General features: G+C 40.8%; 15 protein-coding genes. 8 read left to right on the forward strand and 7 right to left on the reverse strand.

The genetic code is table 11. The features are described from left to right. Positions 1-59: 59 nt before the first annotated feature. Entirely contained in the window at positions 60-1,154 is a 1,095-nt protein-coding gene (locus FTV09_RS03645) for a YheT family hydrolase (protein WP_180056787.1), read from the forward strand. Positions 1,155-1,210: 56 nt separating this feature from the next. Here the strand turns inward: FTV09_RS03645 and FTV09_RS03650 are convergent, their stop codons facing one another. Next, a complete protein-coding gene (locus tag FTV09_RS03650; RefSeq protein ID WP_180056789.1) occupies positions 1,211-2,383 on the reverse strand; it encodes an MFS transporter in 1,173 nt (390 codons plus the stop codon). Position 2,384: 1 nt separating this feature from the next. Beyond that, a complete protein-coding gene (gene dkgB / locus FTV09_RS03655) occupies positions 2,385-3,191 on the reverse strand; it encodes a 2,5-didehydrogluconate reductase DkgB (RefSeq protein ID WP_180056791.1) in 807 nt (268 codons plus the stop codon). A 110-nt stretch (positions 3,192-3,301) separates the two neighbouring features. Here dkgB and FTV09_RS03660 point away from each other — a divergent pair, with 110 nt between their 5' ends. Continuing rightward, positions 3,302-4,186 (forward strand): LysR family transcriptional regulator, encoded by an 885-nt coding sequence (locus tag FTV09_RS03660; protein ID WP_067767153.1) that lies wholly within the window; start codon positions 3,302-3,304, stop codon positions 4,184-4,186. Positions 4,187-4,297: 111 nt separating this feature from the next. On the opposite strand, the gene FTV09_RS03665 is transcribed toward FTV09_RS03660, so the two are convergent. Further along, positions 4,298-4,711, reverse strand: a complete 414-nt coding sequence (locus tag FTV09_RS03665; RefSeq protein WP_067767151.1) for an internalin — start codon at positions 4,709-4,711, stop codon at positions 4,298-4,300. Between the two features lie 229 nt (positions 4,712-4,940). Here FTV09_RS03665 and FTV09_RS03670 point away from each other — a divergent pair, with 229 nt between their 5' ends. The 6 genes from FTV09_RS03670 (at position 4,941) to rodA (ending at position 11,148) form a co-directional block, all read left to right on the forward strand. Further along, positions 4,941-6,581, forward strand: coding sequence for a CTP synthase (locus FTV09_RS03670; protein ID WP_180056793.1), 1,641 nt, complete (start codon positions 4,941-4,943; stop codon positions 6,579-6,581). Between the two features lie 30 nt (positions 6,582-6,611). Beyond that, complete coding sequence (gene kdsA, locus FTV09_RS03675; RefSeq protein WP_067767149.1) at positions 6,612-7,469, forward strand: 3-deoxy-8-phosphooctulonate synthase; 858 nt, start codon at positions 6,612-6,614, stop codon at positions 7,467-7,469. A 62-nt stretch (positions 7,470-7,531) separates the two neighbouring features. Then, positions 7,532-8,821, forward strand: a complete 1,290-nt coding sequence (gene eno / locus FTV09_RS03680; RefSeq protein ID WP_067767147.1) for a phosphopyruvate hydratase — start codon at positions 7,532-7,534, stop codon at positions 8,819-8,821. Positions 8,822-8,837: 16 nt separating this feature from the next. Further along, entirely contained in the window at positions 8,838-9,230 is a 393-nt protein-coding gene (locus FTV09_RS03685; RefSeq protein WP_067767145.1) for a septum formation initiator family protein, read from the forward strand. Further along, complete coding sequence (gene ispD, locus FTV09_RS03690) at positions 9,193-9,915, forward strand: 2-C-methyl-D-erythritol 4-phosphate cytidylyltransferase (RefSeq protein ID WP_067767143.1); 723 nt, start codon at positions 9,193-9,195, stop codon at positions 9,913-9,915. Before FTV09_RS03685 ends, ispD begins: the two co-directional genes overlap by 38 nt. A gap of 96 nt (positions 9,916-10,011) precedes the next feature. Continuing rightward, positions 10,012-11,148 (forward strand): rod shape-determining protein RodA, encoded by a 1,137-nt coding sequence (rodA, locus tag FTV09_RS03695; RefSeq protein ID WP_180056794.1) that lies wholly within the window; start codon positions 10,012-10,014, stop codon positions 11,146-11,148. A gap of 81 nt (positions 11,149-11,229) precedes the next feature. On the opposite strand, the gene FTV09_RS03700 is transcribed toward rodA, so the two are convergent. The 4 genes from FTV09_RS03700 to betA all read right to left on the reverse strand — a co-directional run bounded on the left by FTV09_RS03700 (position 11,230) and on the right by betA (position 16,909). Next, on the reverse strand, positions 11,230-11,715 hold the full coding sequence (locus FTV09_RS03700) for a hypothetical protein (RefSeq protein ID WP_180056795.1): 486 nt from the start codon (positions 11,713-11,715) through the stop codon (positions 11,230-11,232). Positions 11,716-11,771: 56 nt separating this feature from the next. Beyond that, a complete protein-coding gene (locus FTV09_RS03705; protein WP_180056796.1) occupies positions 11,772-13,046 on the reverse strand; it encodes an MFS transporter in 1,275 nt (424 codons plus the stop codon). Positions 13,047-13,119: 73 nt separating this feature from the next. Beyond that, positions 13,120-14,751: a malate dehydrogenase (quinone) gene (gene mqo / locus FTV09_RS03710; RefSeq protein ID WP_180056797.1), complete on the reverse strand. Its 1,632-nt coding sequence runs from the start codon at positions 14,749-14,751 to the stop codon at positions 13,120-13,122. Between the two features lie 493 nt (positions 14,752-15,244). Beyond that, positions 15,245-16,909, reverse strand: coding sequence for a choline dehydrogenase (gene betA / locus FTV09_RS03715; protein ID WP_067767131.1), 1,665 nt, complete (start codon positions 16,907-16,909; stop codon positions 15,245-15,247). Between the last annotated feature and the right edge of the window lie 72 nt (positions 16,910-16,981).

Consider the following 16,981-nt stretch of genomic DNA (forward strand, 5'->3'; position numbering starts at 1 on the left):
ATGGGGAATTATAAAGTTAAATCACTATAACCATGGCGCTAGCAAAACAAGGTAAGACGATGAAAAATATTGTTCATTTCGGTCGTAAAGCTGTATTAAATCTTGTAGATCAAGTGACGGGTGCTGAATGCCCTCAGTTGTATTACAGCCCGACAGGCTCAATGGCTCAAGTCTTACCAAAACTAAAACAATTACATGAAAAATATCGGCCAACACCTTGGTTGTCGAATGCCCATGTGCATTTATTGTATTTTGATGTCATTAAAAAACGCACCATTAAACTTCAGTATGATCAAATTGAACAACTAAACATGCCAGATGGCGGTGTAACTGCAATTGCATGGCTAGGTTTAGATTTGCCACCAGATACACCAACTATTGTGTTGATGCATACCATTACAGGCACACCTGAAAGTATGCGTGAATTGGTGCGTGATCTGCATCAATATACAGGATGGCGTATTGCGCTGTGTTTACGTCGAGGTCATGCGAATCTTCCAATGCCTGTTCCACAAATCAACCTTTTTGGTTCAACTCGGGATTTACGTGAGCAAATCAAATCTATACAGCAGAAATTTCCAAAGTCAACGCTATATGGTGTTGGCTCCTCTGCTGGTACGGGCTTGCTTGTGCGGTATTTGGGGGAGGAAGGTGAGGCAACACCATTAAAGGCAGCTTTTGCCTTATGTCCCGGCTATGACACAGAGTTAGGCTTTAAAAATGTGCATCCTTTTTATAGCAAAATGATGACCAAAAAGCTCTTTCAAAAGTTTGTCGAACCTTATGCAGCGACGTGGGAAAATACAGCTTCATTAATGGATGTTTTAAAAAGTCAGTCATTGGAACAGTTTGAGCGAAGGTATTTCCAAATGGCGGGTTTTAGTGATTATGAAAGTTATGCCAAGGCGACAAATCCAATATACGTTTTTCATCAAGTCAAAATTCCGTTGATGATACTAAATGCTGAAGATGATCCAGTTTGCCATATTAAAAATTTTGAACCCTATAAACAGGTGATTGCTGAAATGCCAAATGTCGTAGTGGTTACAACAAAAAAAGGCAGTCATTGTGGTTATTATGAAGGCGCTGTGGATACGCACTCATGGGCATCAAAATTAATGGCAGACTTTTTAAAACTTTATGTCAAAACGTAATTTTAATATTTATCCTTATATCAAAAGCCCACAATTGTGGGCTTTCTCATTAGGCGTTAATGAACGGCACTACAAGGTATAGTCTTGCTGTTTAATTTTATTTGAAGTAGAACCAATCCTAAAGCAGCAAGACTCAGTCCAGCACCTGTGTAGAAAATAGCTGCATAACTAAAATGCATATTGAGAACAGCTGCGCCTGCGACAGCACCTAAGGCATTACCTAAATTAAAAGCACCAATATTCACAGAGGATGCTAGGCCTGGTGCATCATGTGCGACAGACATGACTCGCATTTGTAAAGGTGGTACGACTGCAAAGGCTGCGATACCCCAAATCACTAAAGTGATTGCCGCGCCAATGGATGTCGTTGCCAGAAGTGGGAACAAAAACATCATTAGCATCAGCAACACTAAAAAGCCGATGAGGGTTTTATCGATTGAAATATCTGCAAATTTTCCACCCAAATGGTTACCAATAGAAAATCCTATGCCAATTAAAACCAACATCAAAGTGATAAGTTCTGGAGTCGCGTGGGTAAATATTTTTAGACTGGGTGCGATATAGGTATACAGTGCAAACATCGCGCCTGAACTCATGACTGTAGTGAGTAAGGCCAAGATAACTGGAAGGCGTGTGAGCACTTTTAATTCTTGCTTTACATTAGGCTTAACGCGTTGTTTGTCTTTAGGAAGTGCTTTAAATAGTGCGAAAATAGTCATTAGTCCAAGGATGCTAATTGCTGCAAAAGACATACGCCACCCAATATTTTGACCAACCCAAGTTGCGAGTGGAACACCGCCAATATTCGCAATGGTTAACCCCATAAACATCATCGCAACGGCACTGGCTTGTTTATCTTTTGGAACAACACTTGCCGCGACGACAGAGCCTAAGCCAAAAAAGGCGCCGTGGTTCAAACTAGTCACTAAACGCGCAGCCATTAAACCTAAATAATCTGGCGCAACTGTGGCAAGCAGATTGCCAAGGGTGAAAATTGTCATTAATAACATGAGTGCTGTACGTTTTGAAAAACGTGCAAGCCATAAAGTCATAACGGGTGCGCCAATCATGACACCGATAGCATAGGCACTAATCAACAAACCGGCTTGCGGTATTGATACCGATAGATCCTCTGCAATTTCAGGTAAGAAGCCCATTGGTGAAAATTCTGTTGTGCCAATTGCAAAAGCACCTACGGCTAATGCAATTAATGGAAAATTGAATTTCATATTAAATATCCCACACTGGAGCAAGTTCAGGTGGGTTCACTTCACGCGCATTTCTGTCTAGTGTGGCAATGGCCTGCATCTGTTCTGGTGTTAAATGAATCTCTTGAGCTTTTAAATTACTGATTAAATGTTCACGTTTGGTTGATGATGGAATCACGGCATAACCTTTTTGCAGTGCCCATGCGAGTGCAATTTGGGCCGAAGTGACTTGGTGTTGTGCTGCAATATCAGAAAGTATTGGGTCATTTAGCACTTTGCCATAAGCCAAGGTCATATAAGAGGTGACATCAATATTTTGCTGTTTTAAGTAAGTCGCAAGTCGTTCATTTTGAAGATAAGGACTCAGTTCAATTTGATTGGTTGCAATCTGCTCAGCACCAATACTGTCAATAGCTTGCTGAGTAAGCTCAATATTAAAATTAGATACGCCAATATGCTCAGTCAAACCTTGTTTTTTTGCCTCAAGTAAATGTCCCATTAATTCTGGAATATTGACTCCAAGTACAGGTGCAGGCCAATGAATAAGTGAGAGGTTAACTGCATCCGTTCTTAATTTAATTAAGCTGTCTTTTAGACTGGGTATCAGTTTGTCGGCAGCATAATTTTCAGTCCAAATTTTCGTGGTTAAGAAAATATCAGCTCTATTGACCTGACTTTCATGGATTGCTTGGCCTACTTCTGCTTCATTAGCGTATATTTGTGCGGTGTCTACAGCACGATATCCAACTTCTAAGGCAGTTTTAACTGAATGAATGACAGTGTCACCTGTTAAGCGGAAGGTGCCGACACCAAATTGGGGAACAATCATCTGGAATTCTCTTTTTTTGAATTGATGCTATTGTGCTGCTAATTTTAATGAAGAAAAATGCATGAATTTGGAATATATTATTGATTAAAAATCACGAATTCGAATAAGCAATGAAATCGACAATTGAGGAACTGCAGGCTTTTACTGTCATTGTAGATAGCGGCTCTATTATCAAAGCAGCAGAAAGACTGGATCAAACAGCATCTGGTGTAAGCCGCGCATTACAGCGTCTGGAATCTAAATTAAATGTAACCTTGTTGGAACGAACTACCCGCAAAATTAAGCTGACGCAAGAGGGGCAATTGTTTTTAGCAAAAACACGGCGGATATTGAATGATTTGAGCGAAGCGGAAGATTCCCTGCTGAAATTAGATGCAGATACTTCGGGGTTAGTGCGGGTCGATTCTGCGATTTCGTTTATTCTGCATATGATCGTTCCCTTGATTCCAGAATTTAATGCACGTTATCCGCATATACAGATTGAATTGGTAAATCATGATCAAGTGATTGATTTATTGGAGCATAAAGCAGATGTCGCAATTCGCTTTGGAAAATTAAACGACTCCAGTTTACATGCAAAACTTATCTACAAGAGTCGACTGTGTTTGGTGGCGAGTCCTGAATATCTTCATCAGCATGGACGTCCGCACAATGTTGATGAGCTAACCGCACATACTTTACTTGGATTTAGTCAAATTACCCATATGAATACTTGGCCAATCCAAGTCGCAGGGAAACCTTTGACGATCCGACCAAATATTAAGGCATCAAATGGTGAAACCATCCGCGAGCTTGCAATTCATGGGATGGGTATCGCTTGTCTATCAATTTTTATGGTAGATAAAGATATTGCAGAAGGGCGATTGGTACAACTTTTAGACGATCAAATTGAGCCACATGAACAGCTTATTCATGCTGTCTATTATCAACAAGAGCATTTACCGAAACGTGTTCGTTTATTTATTGAATATATAGCTGAAAAATTACAAGAATAGTTATGAGAAAAACAGTGCATTGTTGAGTACAGATTTTTCTTTACATAGAAACAATAAAAAACCCGACAATTGCCGGGTTTTTTTGATCATTTGTTTGATAAAACTTCGATCTTAGTTCTCTAAAGCTGGTGTTGCAGCAGCAATGGCAGCAGCAACGGCGTCATCTTCAGACTGTGCAGAACCTGAGTTTTGTTTAGGTTGAGCAGCTTGTGCAGGTTTTTCTGCCGCTTTAGGCGCTTCTGCTTTTGGAGCAGGAGTTTCTGCAGGTGTTGTAGGTTCACGACGAATTTCAGTTGTTGTATTCGGTGTTTCTTCACGAATCACTTCAACTTGCTGTTGAGTCGGCTCTTCAACAACTGGTTGTTCTTCAACTGGTTCTAGTTGTGTAGGTACAGATGCTGTTGGTTCAGATGCTGCAACTTCAACCTGTTCCTGTTCTTCTTCTTTTGGTGCTTCTTTTTTTACACATGCTGTAAGAAGTAGACCTGTTGCGATTGCACCGCAGATTAAAAGTTTCTTATTCATAGTTACACAAAACAAAAAAGTGTGGATTGGATGGCGACATTATAACAGTAAATAAGAATATAGAAATGATAAGAACTTACTCTAAATTTTTATCATAATTGCTGTTACAATAACCAATTGTTTATTGTTCTATGAATTGATGCCGATTGACTTTGCTTTATTGGTACAAGGTAAAGTAAAATTGCGCAACATTGCAGGCCGATTTAGGCTCGATTGTACGAGAAACCCAATGACCCATTTTATTTTCGTGACTGGTGGTGTAGTTTCATCACTAGGTAAAGGTATTTCAGCTGCTTCTGTTGCTGCACTTTTAGAAGCTCGTGGTTTAAAAGTGACCATGGTAAAAATGGATCCATACATTAATGTCGATCCAGGGACAATGAGCCCATTCCAACATGGTGAAGTTTTTGTTACAGAAGACGGCGCTGAAACAGACTTAGACTTGGGTTACTACGAACGTTTCTTACGTCGTGCGAAAATGACCAAATTGAATAACTTCACATCAGGTCGTGTTTACCAAGATGTTCTAAATAAAGAACGTCGTGGTGATTACCTTGGTGGTACTGTGCAAGTTATTCCACACATTACTGACAACATTAAAGAACGTGTCCTTCGCGCAGGTGAAGGTTATGACGTTGCGATCGTTGAGATCGGCGGTACAGTAGGTGACATTGAATCTCTCCCATTCATGGAATCTGTACGTCAGTTAATGGTTGAACTTGGTCACAAGCGTACGATGCTTATGCACTTAACGTTACTCCCATACATTAAGTCTGCAGCTGAATTAAAAACTAAACCAACTCAGCACTCAGTAAAAGAACTTCTGTCTATCGGTATTCAGCCAGACATTTTGATCTGCCGTACTGAGCATGATGTTGATGCAGATACAACACGCAAAATTGCACTGTTCACTAACGTTGAAGCACGTGCAGTTGTGGTTTGTAAAGATGCACGCTCGATTTATCAAATTCCACGTACATTCTACGAACAAAACGTTGATGATTTAATTTGTGAACGTTTTGGCTATAACGATCTTCCTGAAGCTGATTTAACAGATTGGGATAATGTTGTAGAAGCATTACTTAACCCTGAATACACAGTACGTGTCGCAATGGTTGGTAAATACGTTGAACTTCCAGATGCTTACAAATCTGTAAACGAAGCACTTTTACATGCCGGCATTCAAAACCGTGTGAAAGTGCAAATCGACTACGTAAACGCTGAAGAGCTTGAAAGCCAAGATGTAGCAGAAGTATTGAAAGATGCAGATGCAATCTTAGTTCCGGGTGGTTTCGGTGAACGTGGTACAGAAGGTAAAATGAAAGCGATTCGTTTTGCACGTGAAAACGGTGTGCCTTTCCTTGGTATCTGTTTAGGTATGCAGCTTGCTGTAATCGAATACGCACGTAATGTTGCAGGTATTAGCGACGCGACTTCAACTGAATTTAACCGTTCTACAAAATCACCATTGATTGGTTTGATTACTGAATGGTTAGATGAGCGTGGTGAGGTTCAGCAACGTAATGCAGATTCTGACCTTGGCGGTACAATGCGTTTAGGTGCTCAAAAATCTGAATTGGTTGCAGGTACAAAAACTGCTGAAGTTTATGGTTCTGAAGAGATCATTGAACGTCATCGTCACCGTTACGAAATGAACAATCGCTATATTCCAGTGCTTGAAGAAAAAGGCATGAAGATTTCGGGTTATTCTCCAGTACAACGTCTTGTTGAAACTGTTGAAATTCCTGAACATCCTTGGTTTATTGCTGTACAATTCCACCCAGAATTTACAAGTTCACCGCGTGATGGACACCCATTATTTGCTGGCTTCATTGATGCTGCTAAAAAGCAGTACAAAAAAGCAAAATAATGTGTTTTGACTAAACCAGGAAGAGTTTAAATGTCGCAATTAAAACCACAGGAAATTGTACGTTTAGGCGATATACAAATGGCAAATCATTTGCCATTTGTACTATTCGGCGGAATGAATGTACTTGAATCTAAAGATCTTGCTTTTGAGATTGCTGAAACATACGTAGATATCTGCAAACGCCTTGATATTCCCTATGTATTTAAAGCTAGTTTTGATAAAGCCAATCGTTCAAGCTTGAACTCTTTTCGCGGCCCAGGCCTAGAAAAAGGGATCGAGTGGTTAGCTGACATTAAAAAACACTTTAATGTGCCGATTATTACTGACGTGCATGAGCCATACCAAGCGGCACCTGTGGCAGAAGTGGCGGATATTATCCAACTTCCAGCATTCTTAAGTCGTCAGACTGACCTTGTTGAAGCAATGGCGAAAACTGATGCCATTATCAATATCAAAAAAGCACAGTTCCTAGCGCCACACGAAATGCGTCATATTTTGCATAAGTGTTTAGAAGCGGGAAATGACAAACTGATTCTTTGTGAACGTGGTTCGGCATTTGGCTACAACAACTTAGTTGTAGACATGTTGGGCTTTGACATCATGAAGGAAATGAATGTTCCTGTGTTTTTTGATGTGACTCATGCGCTTCAAACACCAGGTGGTCGTGCAGATTCTGCTGGCGGACGTCGTGCGCAAATCACCACGCTTGCACGTGCGGGTATGGCAACTGGTTTAGCTGGTTTGTTCTTAGAAGCTCATCCTGACCCAGAAAAAGCCAAATGCGATGGCCCATGCGCACTTCGTATGTCACAGCTTGAACCATTCTTGGCACAGCTAAAAGAACTGGATACCTTAGTGAAAGGTTTCAGCAAGTTAGATACACATTAATTTGAAACACTTGATAGGTCATTTTTGGCCTATCTTATTATTAATCAACTGAGGAATTGTTCATGAGCCAAATCGTTGACATTCGTGCACGTGAAATTTTGGACTCTCGTGGTAACCCTACCATCGAAGCAGACGTAATCTTAGCCTCTGGCGTAGTAGGCCGTGCATGTGCACCATCTGGTGCTTCAACTGGTTCTCGTGAAGCTTTAGAACTTCGTGACGGCGACAAAGCACGTTACTTAGGTAAAGGCGTTAAAACTGCTGTTAACAACGTTAACACAGTAATTCGTGATGCATTGTTGGGTAAATCAGTATTCGAACAAAAAGACATTGATAACACAATGATCGCGCTTGACGGTACTGAAAACAAAGAAAAATTAGGTGCGAATGCAACTTTGGCAGTTTCTCTTGCTGCTGCGCGTGCTGCTGCTGATGAAAAGAAAATTCCTCTTTTCCAATACATCGCAGATCTTCGTAACAACAGCATTTTAACTATGCCTGTTCCAATGATGAACATCCTTAACGGTGGTTCACATGCAGACAACAACGTAGATATTCAAGAATTTATGATTGAGCCAGTTGGCTTCACTTCATTCTCTGAAGCTTTACGTGCTGGTGCTGAAATTTTCCATTCTTTAAAATCAGTTTTAAAGAAACAAGGTTTAAATACTGCAGTTGGTGATGAAGGTGGTTTTGCACCGAATCTTCGTTCTAACGAAGAAGCAATTACAGTTATTCTAGAAGCGATTGAAAAAACTGGCTACAAAGCTGGTTCTGATATTATGCTTGCGCTTGACTGTGCATCTTCAGAATTCTACAAAGATGGTCAATACATTCTTGCAGGTGAGGGTAACAAAGCGTTCACAAGCAACCAATTCTCTGACTATCTTGCAGGTTTTGTAAACCAATACCCAATTATCTCAATTGAAGATGGTTTGGATGAGTCAGATTGGGAAGGTTGGTCTTACCTGACTTCTATTCTTGGCGACAAGATCCAATTGGTTGGTGATGATCTATTTGTTACGAATCCGAAGATTCTTCAACGTGGTATCAACGAAAAAGTTGCTAACTCGATTCTGATCAAATACAACCAAATCGGTACTTTGACTGAAACACTTGATGCTATCTATCTTGCTAAAGCAAATGGTTACTCTACAGTAATTTCACACCGTTCTGGTGAAACTGAAGATTCTACAATTGCGGATCTTGCAGTGGGTACTGGCGCTGGTCAAATCAAAACTGGTTCACTTTGCCGTTCTGACCGTGTAGCGAAATATAACCAATTACTTCGTATTGAAGAATTGACTAATGCTGCATATCGCGGTAAAGCTGAGTTCAAAGGTTTGAACTAAGCAGATCATGCTATCTATGTTAAATGTATTTGACTCCAAAGCGAGTAAAGCATTGTTGGGCCTTGCGATCTTTTTGATCGCAGGGTTTCAATATTTATATTGGTTTGGTGAAGGTGGCTATCATGAGCACCAGCAACTCAGCCAAAAAGTTCAGCAACAAGTTGAACTTAATGATGAATTAAAAGAACGGAATCGCGTACTCGCAGCAGAAGTATACGACTTAAAAAATGGTGTGGAAGCTATTGAAGAACACGCACGACTTGATTTGGGTTTAATTAAACCTCACGAAACATTTGTACAGATGAGTACAATTAGTACCCAGTATAAACCCATTTATATCGATCCAAACGCACAAGTAGATTTACGTACTAATGAATCAGAACCAGCAGAGTTACCACCAGAGCCTTAATTTGTGGGCAATTATTCCAGCTGCTGGGTCTGGAAGTCGTTTTTCCAAAACAGAACTTAAACAATATCAAAGCATTGATGGTCAAACAGTGCTTGAGCATACTGTTGCTCGTTTAAACCAACTTAAATTAACAGGTTATGTATTGGCTATTGGCGCAGAAGACCATGTGGCCAAAACCTTACCTTTAGCGCAGCTAGAGAAAGCTCACTTTTGTAATGGTGGGGCCGAGCGTGTGAATTCAGTTTTAAACGCTTTAAATTATTTATCTACCATTGCCAGTGAAGATGATTGGGTTTTTGTGCATGATGCGGCACGTCCTTGTGTTGCGCAGCTAAATCTTGAAACGTTGGTGCAAACAGCTGTTACGACATCTCAAAGTGCAATTTTAGCTATACCAGTCCGAGATACCTTAAAGCGAGTTGAGACGGCGCCACAAATATTAACAACGGTAGATCGTTCAACATTGTGGCAAGCGCAAACCCCTCAAATTGCTAAATTAGGTGTGCTGAAGAAAGCCATTGAGCAGGCACTTGCTGCAGGTGTGAATATTACCGATGAAGCGAGTGCTTTAGAGTATATGGGGGAACCTGTGCAAGTGGTGCAAAGTCGCTCTGACAATATTAAAATTACCTATCCTGATGATTTAGAGTTAGCGCGATTAATATTGGCTTCTCAGTCAGCTTAAATTTTTAATTATTTAATGGAATATTTTGGAGACACTGATTCATTCGATGTCGCTTTAATCTATAATTCCTAAATTATTTTTTAGATCTGTTTCGCAATGATCCCTTCTCAGCAGTATCGTTTTTTACGTCAGTCATTACGTGACGGCAGAAGTATAAAACACGATTCTTCCCGATGGGCTAAACTTCATTTAGACCCATGGTTACTTTGCTTTCTAGTTCTCAATGCTGTGTTGGGGCTAATGGTTGTCTACAGTGCAACAGCAGAGGATTCGGGAATGGTGCTGCGCCAAGCAACGAGTTTTGGTGTTGGTTTTATTGTGATGCTGATTTGTGCACAAATTCCGCCAAAAGTTTACCAGTCCATGAGTCCTTACCTTTACGGGTTGGGGTTATTGTTATTAATGCTGGTATTGGTGATTGGTGAAAAGCGCATGGGGGCAAAGCGTTGGATTAGTTTGCCGGGTATTGGGAGTATGCAGCCCAGTGAGTTTATGAAATTTGCGATGCCTTTGATGATGGCATGGTATTTTGCTCGTAAACCCTTTCCTCCTAAGTTTTTACAAATTGTTGGTGCGCTCATCCTGCTAATGATTCCATTTGTTTTGGTGGCTTTGCAGCCCGATTTAAACATTGGTTTAATTATTCCGGGCATTTTTGTATTGTTTCTGAGTGGCATGTCATGGCGTTTGATCACGGGGGCATTAGCAGCTTTTGCAATTGCCGCTCCGGTGCTCTGGATGTTTTTTTTACAGGAATATCAAAAGAAACGTGTATTGACCTTGTTTGATCCTGAGTCTGATGCATTAGGTGCGGGATGGAATATTATTCAATCAAAAATTGCGATTGGGTCGGGGGGGCTGACAGGTAAAGGATACACCGAAGGAACACAGTCGCACTTGGGTTATCTTCCAGAGCATCATACTGACTTCATTATGTCGACTTATGCTGAAGAATTTGGCTTTATTGGAGTCTTTCTTTTATTCAGCTTGTTTACTGCAATTATTGTTCGTTGTTTGATGATTGGATTGAATAGCTTCCACAACTTTGGTCGTTTATATGCAGGTGCAACAGGACTCACTTTCTTCTTCTTTGTATTCTTAAACTCGGGCATGGTGAGTGGTATTTTACCGGTCACAGGTGATCCACTACCGTTGATGAGTTATGGTGGCACAGCTGTGATAGCAATGCTGGCTGGTATGGGTATTGTGATGTCGATACATACGCATCGCTAAAGTCTAGAAGAATCAAGCCAGCGATATTGCTGGCTTTTTTGTGCTTAAAATAACAAGAAAACTCTAACGTTTTTTTGATCTTTATAAAGCACCATATTGTTGCCATGTTTCGCCTGTATGCAGGCTGTCATAATAGTTTTGCAGAGTGTTTAAGTCATGGTGTTGCGTATAAGCCAGTACTAAAAACCCAAAAATTAAAGCTGCCTTCAATAGATTTAAACGCGAATGTTGCTGTGAAAAATAGCCTAAGCTAAGTAAGGTGAGTATGACTGAGGGAAGAATGGCAATACTCTCAGGCTGAGAAAGAAACCTCCAATGATTGAGATAAACCAGACTTAAAATGAGTCCAATTAATCCCATATAGTTATAGATCTTTTTATTTACCGATGCTTTAAAAACATTAATGGTTTGAAATATTAAAATCAGACTACTGAAAAGGTATGCACTTTTTCCACCAATAATCACACTATAGATTGCATTGAATAGGCAATAAGCCAACAACATGGATAGTACTAAAGAATAGAGTTTGACATAGAGAGTGTGTGAAAAGGGGAGAATCTGTTTCATAATTTGCTCTATTGAAAACTCACATCATATTAAAAGGAGATTTGAAGCTTAACATGCTATTCGATTTTTGTGACGGTGACATGTTTTTGTTGTGTTGGAGATGGATTGAGTAAATGTCGCGTACGAGTAGAGCTTAGACCACAGATTATTAAACACAGCGTCCCGCCAATAAGTACTGCTGGCACTACCGAAAAATAGCGCGTCATCAGGCTCATGTGTAGGGCACCGAGTTGATTACCTGAAGTCACTAAGATGCCATTTAAAGCGGCTACACGTCCTAATAGTGCTTTTGGGGGGAGTTGCTGTAATAAAGTTTGTCGAATGATCATGCTGATGCTATCAAAGGCGCCAATCAAAACAAGGAAGAAGACTGAGAGCCAAACATGGGGGGATAGTGCAAAGGCCAAAGTGCACAAAGCAATTGCAAAACTACTATAGAGCATGTTTCTCCATGCATTTTTCATCGGAGAATAACAGGTCAATATCAACATCATGATACAGGCGCCAATGGCTGGAGCCGCTCTGAGTATACCTAAGCCTTCAACGCCTAGATGAAGGATATCGTGTGCAAAAATAGGCAGTAAGATAATGACACTACAAAAAAGCATAGCGCTGAGATCCAGCAACATACTCCAAAACATCAGTGGATGTTTAAAGATAAATAAATAGGCCTCTTTTAAGCTTTTGCTTAAATGCTGTTTATGCGTGCTAGGGAAGTCGCGAGCGCTTAATCCGAATAAGCAGATGCTACCCACGCAACACAAGAAAAAAACAATCAAGAGGGTTTTTTTAAGCCCAAGTTGGCCGAGTAAAAGTCCTGCGCATAAGGGCGCTAAAATGCCGCCCATTTGCCAAATGAGGGCGGTCCATGTGGCTGCATTGCTATAGGTTGACTCTGGGGTTAGAAAAGGGCGTAATGAATTAAAAGATGGGCTGTAAATACCTCTAAGTATGCCTAAGCAAAAAATGAGGCTATAAATGCCGCATAAAAGTGTATATTGTTGAATGTGCTGTTGTTGGTACTGAGAAAAAAGAACAATAAACAATAAGGGAATTAGTGTGCTACAGCTAAAACTCCACTGCACAATTTTTTGTCGGTTATAGCGGTCAGCCCAGTCGCCACTAATCAGGGAGAGGCAAATAAAGGGGAGCAACTCAATTAAGGCAATCATGCCAAGGCTGAGTGGATTCTGAGTAAGTTGGTAGACGCTATAGGCAATGACGACTTCTTGAATCATGATGGCTAGAATTAAGCACAACTGATTGACACTCAGAAGTGAAAAATCACGTGAACGAAAAGCCAAAAATGCGTCGGAATGGAAAAGCGACATAAACAGAATAGTTTCAAATATGAATTAAAAAAAGGATAGCGCAAAGTCCATCCTTTTTAGGGTTTAAAGCAGATTACTGTGCTTTTGCTACCGCAACAGTTTCGTCATTTGCAGCCTTAGCCATAGGTGTATATTTCAAACCCAAAGTTGTGCTGGTGTATTGGCGAACTTGGTCAAGAAGAACAGGATTGGTGCTGAGTTCTTGTTGGTACGATTTTACAATTTCATGTAATTTCGGATTCCATTTACCTTCTACTTGTTGTGGGAATGCTTTCTCAAGCAAGCTCAACATAATGTAAGGAGAGGTCGAAGCACCTGGTGAAGCACCTAATAGGGCAGTCACAGCACCGTCTTGTGATGCAAAAATCTCGGTACCAAATTGTAAGCTTGCAGGTTTGCCTGGTTCTTTCTTAATGATTTGAACACGTTGACCACCTTGATTCATGCGCCAGTCTTCTGGTTTTGCATCAGGGTAGTATTTTTTCAACTCATTAAAACGGTCGGCATCGGTCATCATTACTTGGCTCACCAAGTATTTCACCAAATCAAGATTTTCCATACCCACAGCAGTCATTGGTAAAACGTTGTTCTTAGTGGTTGATTTCAATAAATCAAGCTGAGAACCTTGTTTTAAGAACTTGTTTGAATAAGTCGCAAATGGGCCAAACAACACATATTTTTTACCGTCGATATAACGTGTATCAATATGTGGAACAGACATTGGAGGTGCGCCTAATTCAGCACGGCCATAAACTTTTGCAGTATGACCTTCAGTGACTTTCGGGTTGTCGGTCATTAAGAACACGCCACCTACAGGGAAGCCAGCATATTGCTTCGCTTCTGGTAAGCCTGTCATTTGTAAAAGTTTAACTGCTGCACCGCCTGCACCAATGAAGACAAAGCGCGTTTTCACGTGATCTGTTTTACCTGTAGTGAGGTTTTTAAACGCAACAGTCCAAGTTTTATCATCGTTTTGGCTAATGCCAGTCACTTCAGTTGATGTTTGTAGTTTGAAGTTAGATTGTTTTTTAAGGTGATCGACCAATTGAGTGGTGATCGAACCATAGTTCACATCCGAACCTACATCCATACGTGTTGCAGCTACTTTCTGTGCAGCATCACGGCCATTCATCACTAAAGGCGCCCATTGTTTAATTTCAGCAGGATTCTCAGAGAATTTCATGCCATAGAACATTGGGTTTTTAACCATTGCAGCATAACGTTTTTCGAGGAAATTCACGTTATCGCCCCAAACGAAGGCAATGTGCGGTACAGGGTTGATAAAGCTATTTGGTTCCAAAACACCTTCTTTCACCTGATAAGACCAGAACTGTTTTGCAACTTCAAATTGTTCCGCAACGTTCACAGCTTTAGAAATGTCCATTTTTCCATCTTTTTCAGAGGTATAGTTCATTTCCATAAAGCCAGAGTGGCCTGTACCAGCATTGTTGAAGCCGTTTGAGCTTTCTTGGGCAACATTGTCTAGGCGTTCATACATGCGAATTTGCCAGTTTGGCTCAAGCTCGCTTAGATATGTGCCTAAAGTTGCACTCATGATCCCACCGCCCACTAAGACTGCGTCAACAACAGGCTCATTGCTGGTGGTTTGAATTTTTTTAGACGTGATAGGTCTAAATAAGAAAATTACGACTGCAATCATAAGCAGTACGATTAATACCAAAAGGTATTTTAAAAATTTGTTCATGCGATTATGACCTTGGGGAGCAGGTTTTGGATCGCTTTATAGCGAAGAGAAAATAACAATTATGGTGATAGAGGTGCTTGTAAAAAATTAGCTTGGCAGAATTGAAGTAATACTTAAAATCTCAAGTAGCCAAAGCTTAACTTTTTAAGCTATCACGCATCTTGACTTATGGGTATTTTAGACTAAATATGTATTGACTTAGTAATTTTTATTGTAAATGGTTTGGGTTGAATTATAAATATCAGTGATGTTTGTTTTTAGCTCTTGTTTTTATTGGGTTTTATTTAGGTGTAATTTCTGTATTTAAAATACAGACGTTGAATATCTATACAAGAGCATAATCTTTTTAACGTTTAAATGTAGTAAGTTGAGATGGAAAGTAAGTCCTAAAGATAAAGCAAGTTGTGATTATGGTGTTTTAGAAAATATGAATAATTGCCTGACCTAATTATTCTAAAGTTGAATAAAAGGTCAGGTTTTACACCATTAAGAGTTATGCGATTTCGGTGCGGTAAAATGGAGCAGTTGAACGTGGTAAAGCTTGATGACCACGTATTTGATCCGCGATTTTCTCAGCCATCATAATGGTGGTAGCATTTAAGTTACCTGTGATAATCAGCGGCATAATCGATGCATCCACCACACGTAAACTTTGCAGGCCATGCACGCGACCTTGTCCATCAACTACCGCCATATCATCTTCACCCATTTTACAACTACAGGATGGATGATAAGCCGTTTCAGCATGATTACGCACAAATTCGTCTAATTCAGCATCGCTACTCACATCTTTTCCAGGGCTAATTTCTTCGCCACGGTAAGGATCAAGCGCAGGTTGCTGCATGATTTCGCGGGTGATTCGAATCGCGTCACGAAATTCCTGCCAGTCTTGTTCGGTCGACATGTAGTTAAATAAAATACTTGGATGGTCGAAAGGGTTTTTAGATGTCACATGTACTCGACCGCGTGAAGGTGAGCGCATCGAACCGACATGGGCTTGGAAGCCATGCTCTTTGACAGCATTGCTACCATTATAGTTAATTGCAACAGGCAAAAAGTGATATTGAATATTTGGCCAAGCAAACTCTTTGGAGGATCTAATAAAGCCGCCTGCTTCAAACTGGTTGCTTGCTCCAATCCCAGTACCGTTAAATAGCCACTCTGCACCAATCGCAGGTTGATTTTGCCATTTTAAAGCAGGGTAGAGAGAAACAGGTTGCTTACACTTATATTGTAAGTACATTTCTAAATGGTCTTGCAGGTTTTCACCGACACCCGGTAAGTCATGCACCACTGGAATGTCGAGAGACTGAAGTAAAGTACTTGAACCCACACCCGAGCGTTGCAAAATTTGCGGTGATGCAATCGCTCCAGCACAGAGTAGAACTTCCTTATCGGCATAGACCTGAAGCAAGTTGTTTTGATTAGCACCTTGAATATATTCAACTCCAATCGCTTGTTTGCCATTGAACAAAATTTGATTGGTCATGGCGTGGGTAATAATGGTTAGATTCGTTCGACCTTTGGCCATATCTAAATAGCCACGTGCAGTGCTTGAGCGTCGGCCTTTGGGGGTTACGGTTCGATCCATTGGGCCGAAACCTTCTTGTTGATAACCATTTAAGTCATCAGTGCGTGGATAGCCTGCTTGCACACCCGCTTCGACCATGGCGTGGAATAAAACATTGTTGTCTGCTTTAGGCGTGGCGACAGAAACAGGGCCAGCATCGCCATGATAGTCATTGCCACCGATATCACGGGTTTCTGCTTTTTTGTAGTAAGGCAGACAGTCGGCATAGCTCCAATTTTCAAGGCCTTTCAAGCTAGCCCATTGTTCTAAGTCCATGGCATTACCACGGATATAGCACATGCCATTAATGAGGGACGAACCGCCTAAGCCTTTGCCGCGACCACATTCCATGCGGCGGTTATTCATATGGGGTTCTGGGTCGGTTAAATACGCCCAATTATAACGACGACCTTGCAAGGGATAGGCTAAGGCAGCAGGCATCTGAGTACGGAAGTCGAGACGATAATCAGGTCCGCCTGCTTCGAGTAAGAGCACGGAAACATCGGGGTCTTCAGTTAAGCGAGCAGCCAGTACATTACCTGCTGAACCTGCGCCAATAATAATATAATCGTAGTGTTGAGAATGCATAATGATCCTTTTTCTATGGCAGGACCACGTTGCATGAGAACGTGGCCACATGTTGAGTTGAGGATGAAAAAA

Origin of the sequence: Acinetobacter sp. YH12227, from assembly GCF_013417785.1 — a bacterium.
Classification (GTDB): Bacteria; Pseudomonadota; Gammaproteobacteria; order Pseudomonadales; family Moraxellaceae; genus Acinetobacter; species Acinetobacter gandensis.

What these genes read in the sequence shown, in the direction of transcription:
- eno (WP_067767147.1), top strand. Translation starts at nt 7,532, where the DNA reads ATGAGCCAAATCGTTGACATTCGTGCACGTGAAATTTTGGACTCTCGT.
- kdsA (WP_067767149.1), top strand. Translation starts at nt 6,612, where the DNA reads ATGTCGCAATTAAAACCACAGGAAATTGTACGTTTAGGCGATATACAA.
- FTV09_RS03645 (WP_180056787.1), top strand. Translation starts at nt 60, where the DNA reads ATGAAAAATATTGTTCATTTCGGTCGTAAAGCTGTATTAAATCTTGTA.
- betA (WP_067767131.1), bottom strand. Translation starts at nt 16,909, where the DNA reads ATGCATTCTCAACACTACGATTATATTATTATTGGCGCAGGTTCAGCA.
- dkgB (WP_180056791.1), bottom strand. Translation starts at nt 3,191, where the DNA reads ATGATTGTTCCCCAATTTGGTGTCGGCACCTTCCGCTTAACAGGTGAC.
- FTV09_RS03700 (WP_180056795.1), bottom strand. Translation starts at nt 11,715, where the DNA reads ATGAAACAGATTCTCCCCTTTTCACACACTCTCTATGTCAAACTCTAT.
- FTV09_RS03670 (WP_180056793.1), top strand. Translation starts at nt 4,941, where the DNA reads ATGACCCATTTTATTTTCGTGACTGGTGGTGTAGTTTCATCACTAGGT.
- rodA (WP_180056794.1), top strand. Translation starts at nt 10,012, where the DNA reads ATGATCCCTTCTCAGCAGTATCGTTTTTTACGTCAGTCATTACGTGAC.
- FTV09_RS03685 (WP_067767145.1), top strand. Translation starts at nt 8,838, where the DNA reads ATGTTAAATGTATTTGACTCCAAAGCGAGTAAAGCATTGTTGGGCCTT.
- ispD (WP_067767143.1), top strand. Translation starts at nt 9,193, where the DNA reads ATGAATCAGAACCAGCAGAGTTACCACCAGAGCCTTAATTTGTGGGCA.
- mqo (WP_180056797.1), bottom strand. Translation starts at nt 14,751, where the DNA reads ATGAACAAATTTTTAAAATACCTTTTGGTATTAATCGTACTGCTTATG.
- FTV09_RS03650 (WP_180056789.1), bottom strand. Translation starts at nt 2,383, where the DNA reads ATGAAATTCAATTTTCCATTAATTGCATTAGCCGTAGGTGCTTTTGCA.
- FTV09_RS03705 (WP_180056796.1), bottom strand. Translation starts at nt 13,046, where the DNA reads ATGTCGCTTTTCCATTCCGACGCATTTTTGGCTTTTCGTTCACGTGAT.
- FTV09_RS03660 (WP_067767153.1), top strand. Translation starts at nt 3,302, where the DNA reads ATGAAATCGACAATTGAGGAACTGCAGGCTTTTACTGTCATTGTAGAT.
- FTV09_RS03665 (WP_067767151.1), bottom strand. Translation starts at nt 4,711, where the DNA reads ATGAATAAGAAACTTTTAATCTGCGGTGCAATCGCAACAGGTCTACTT.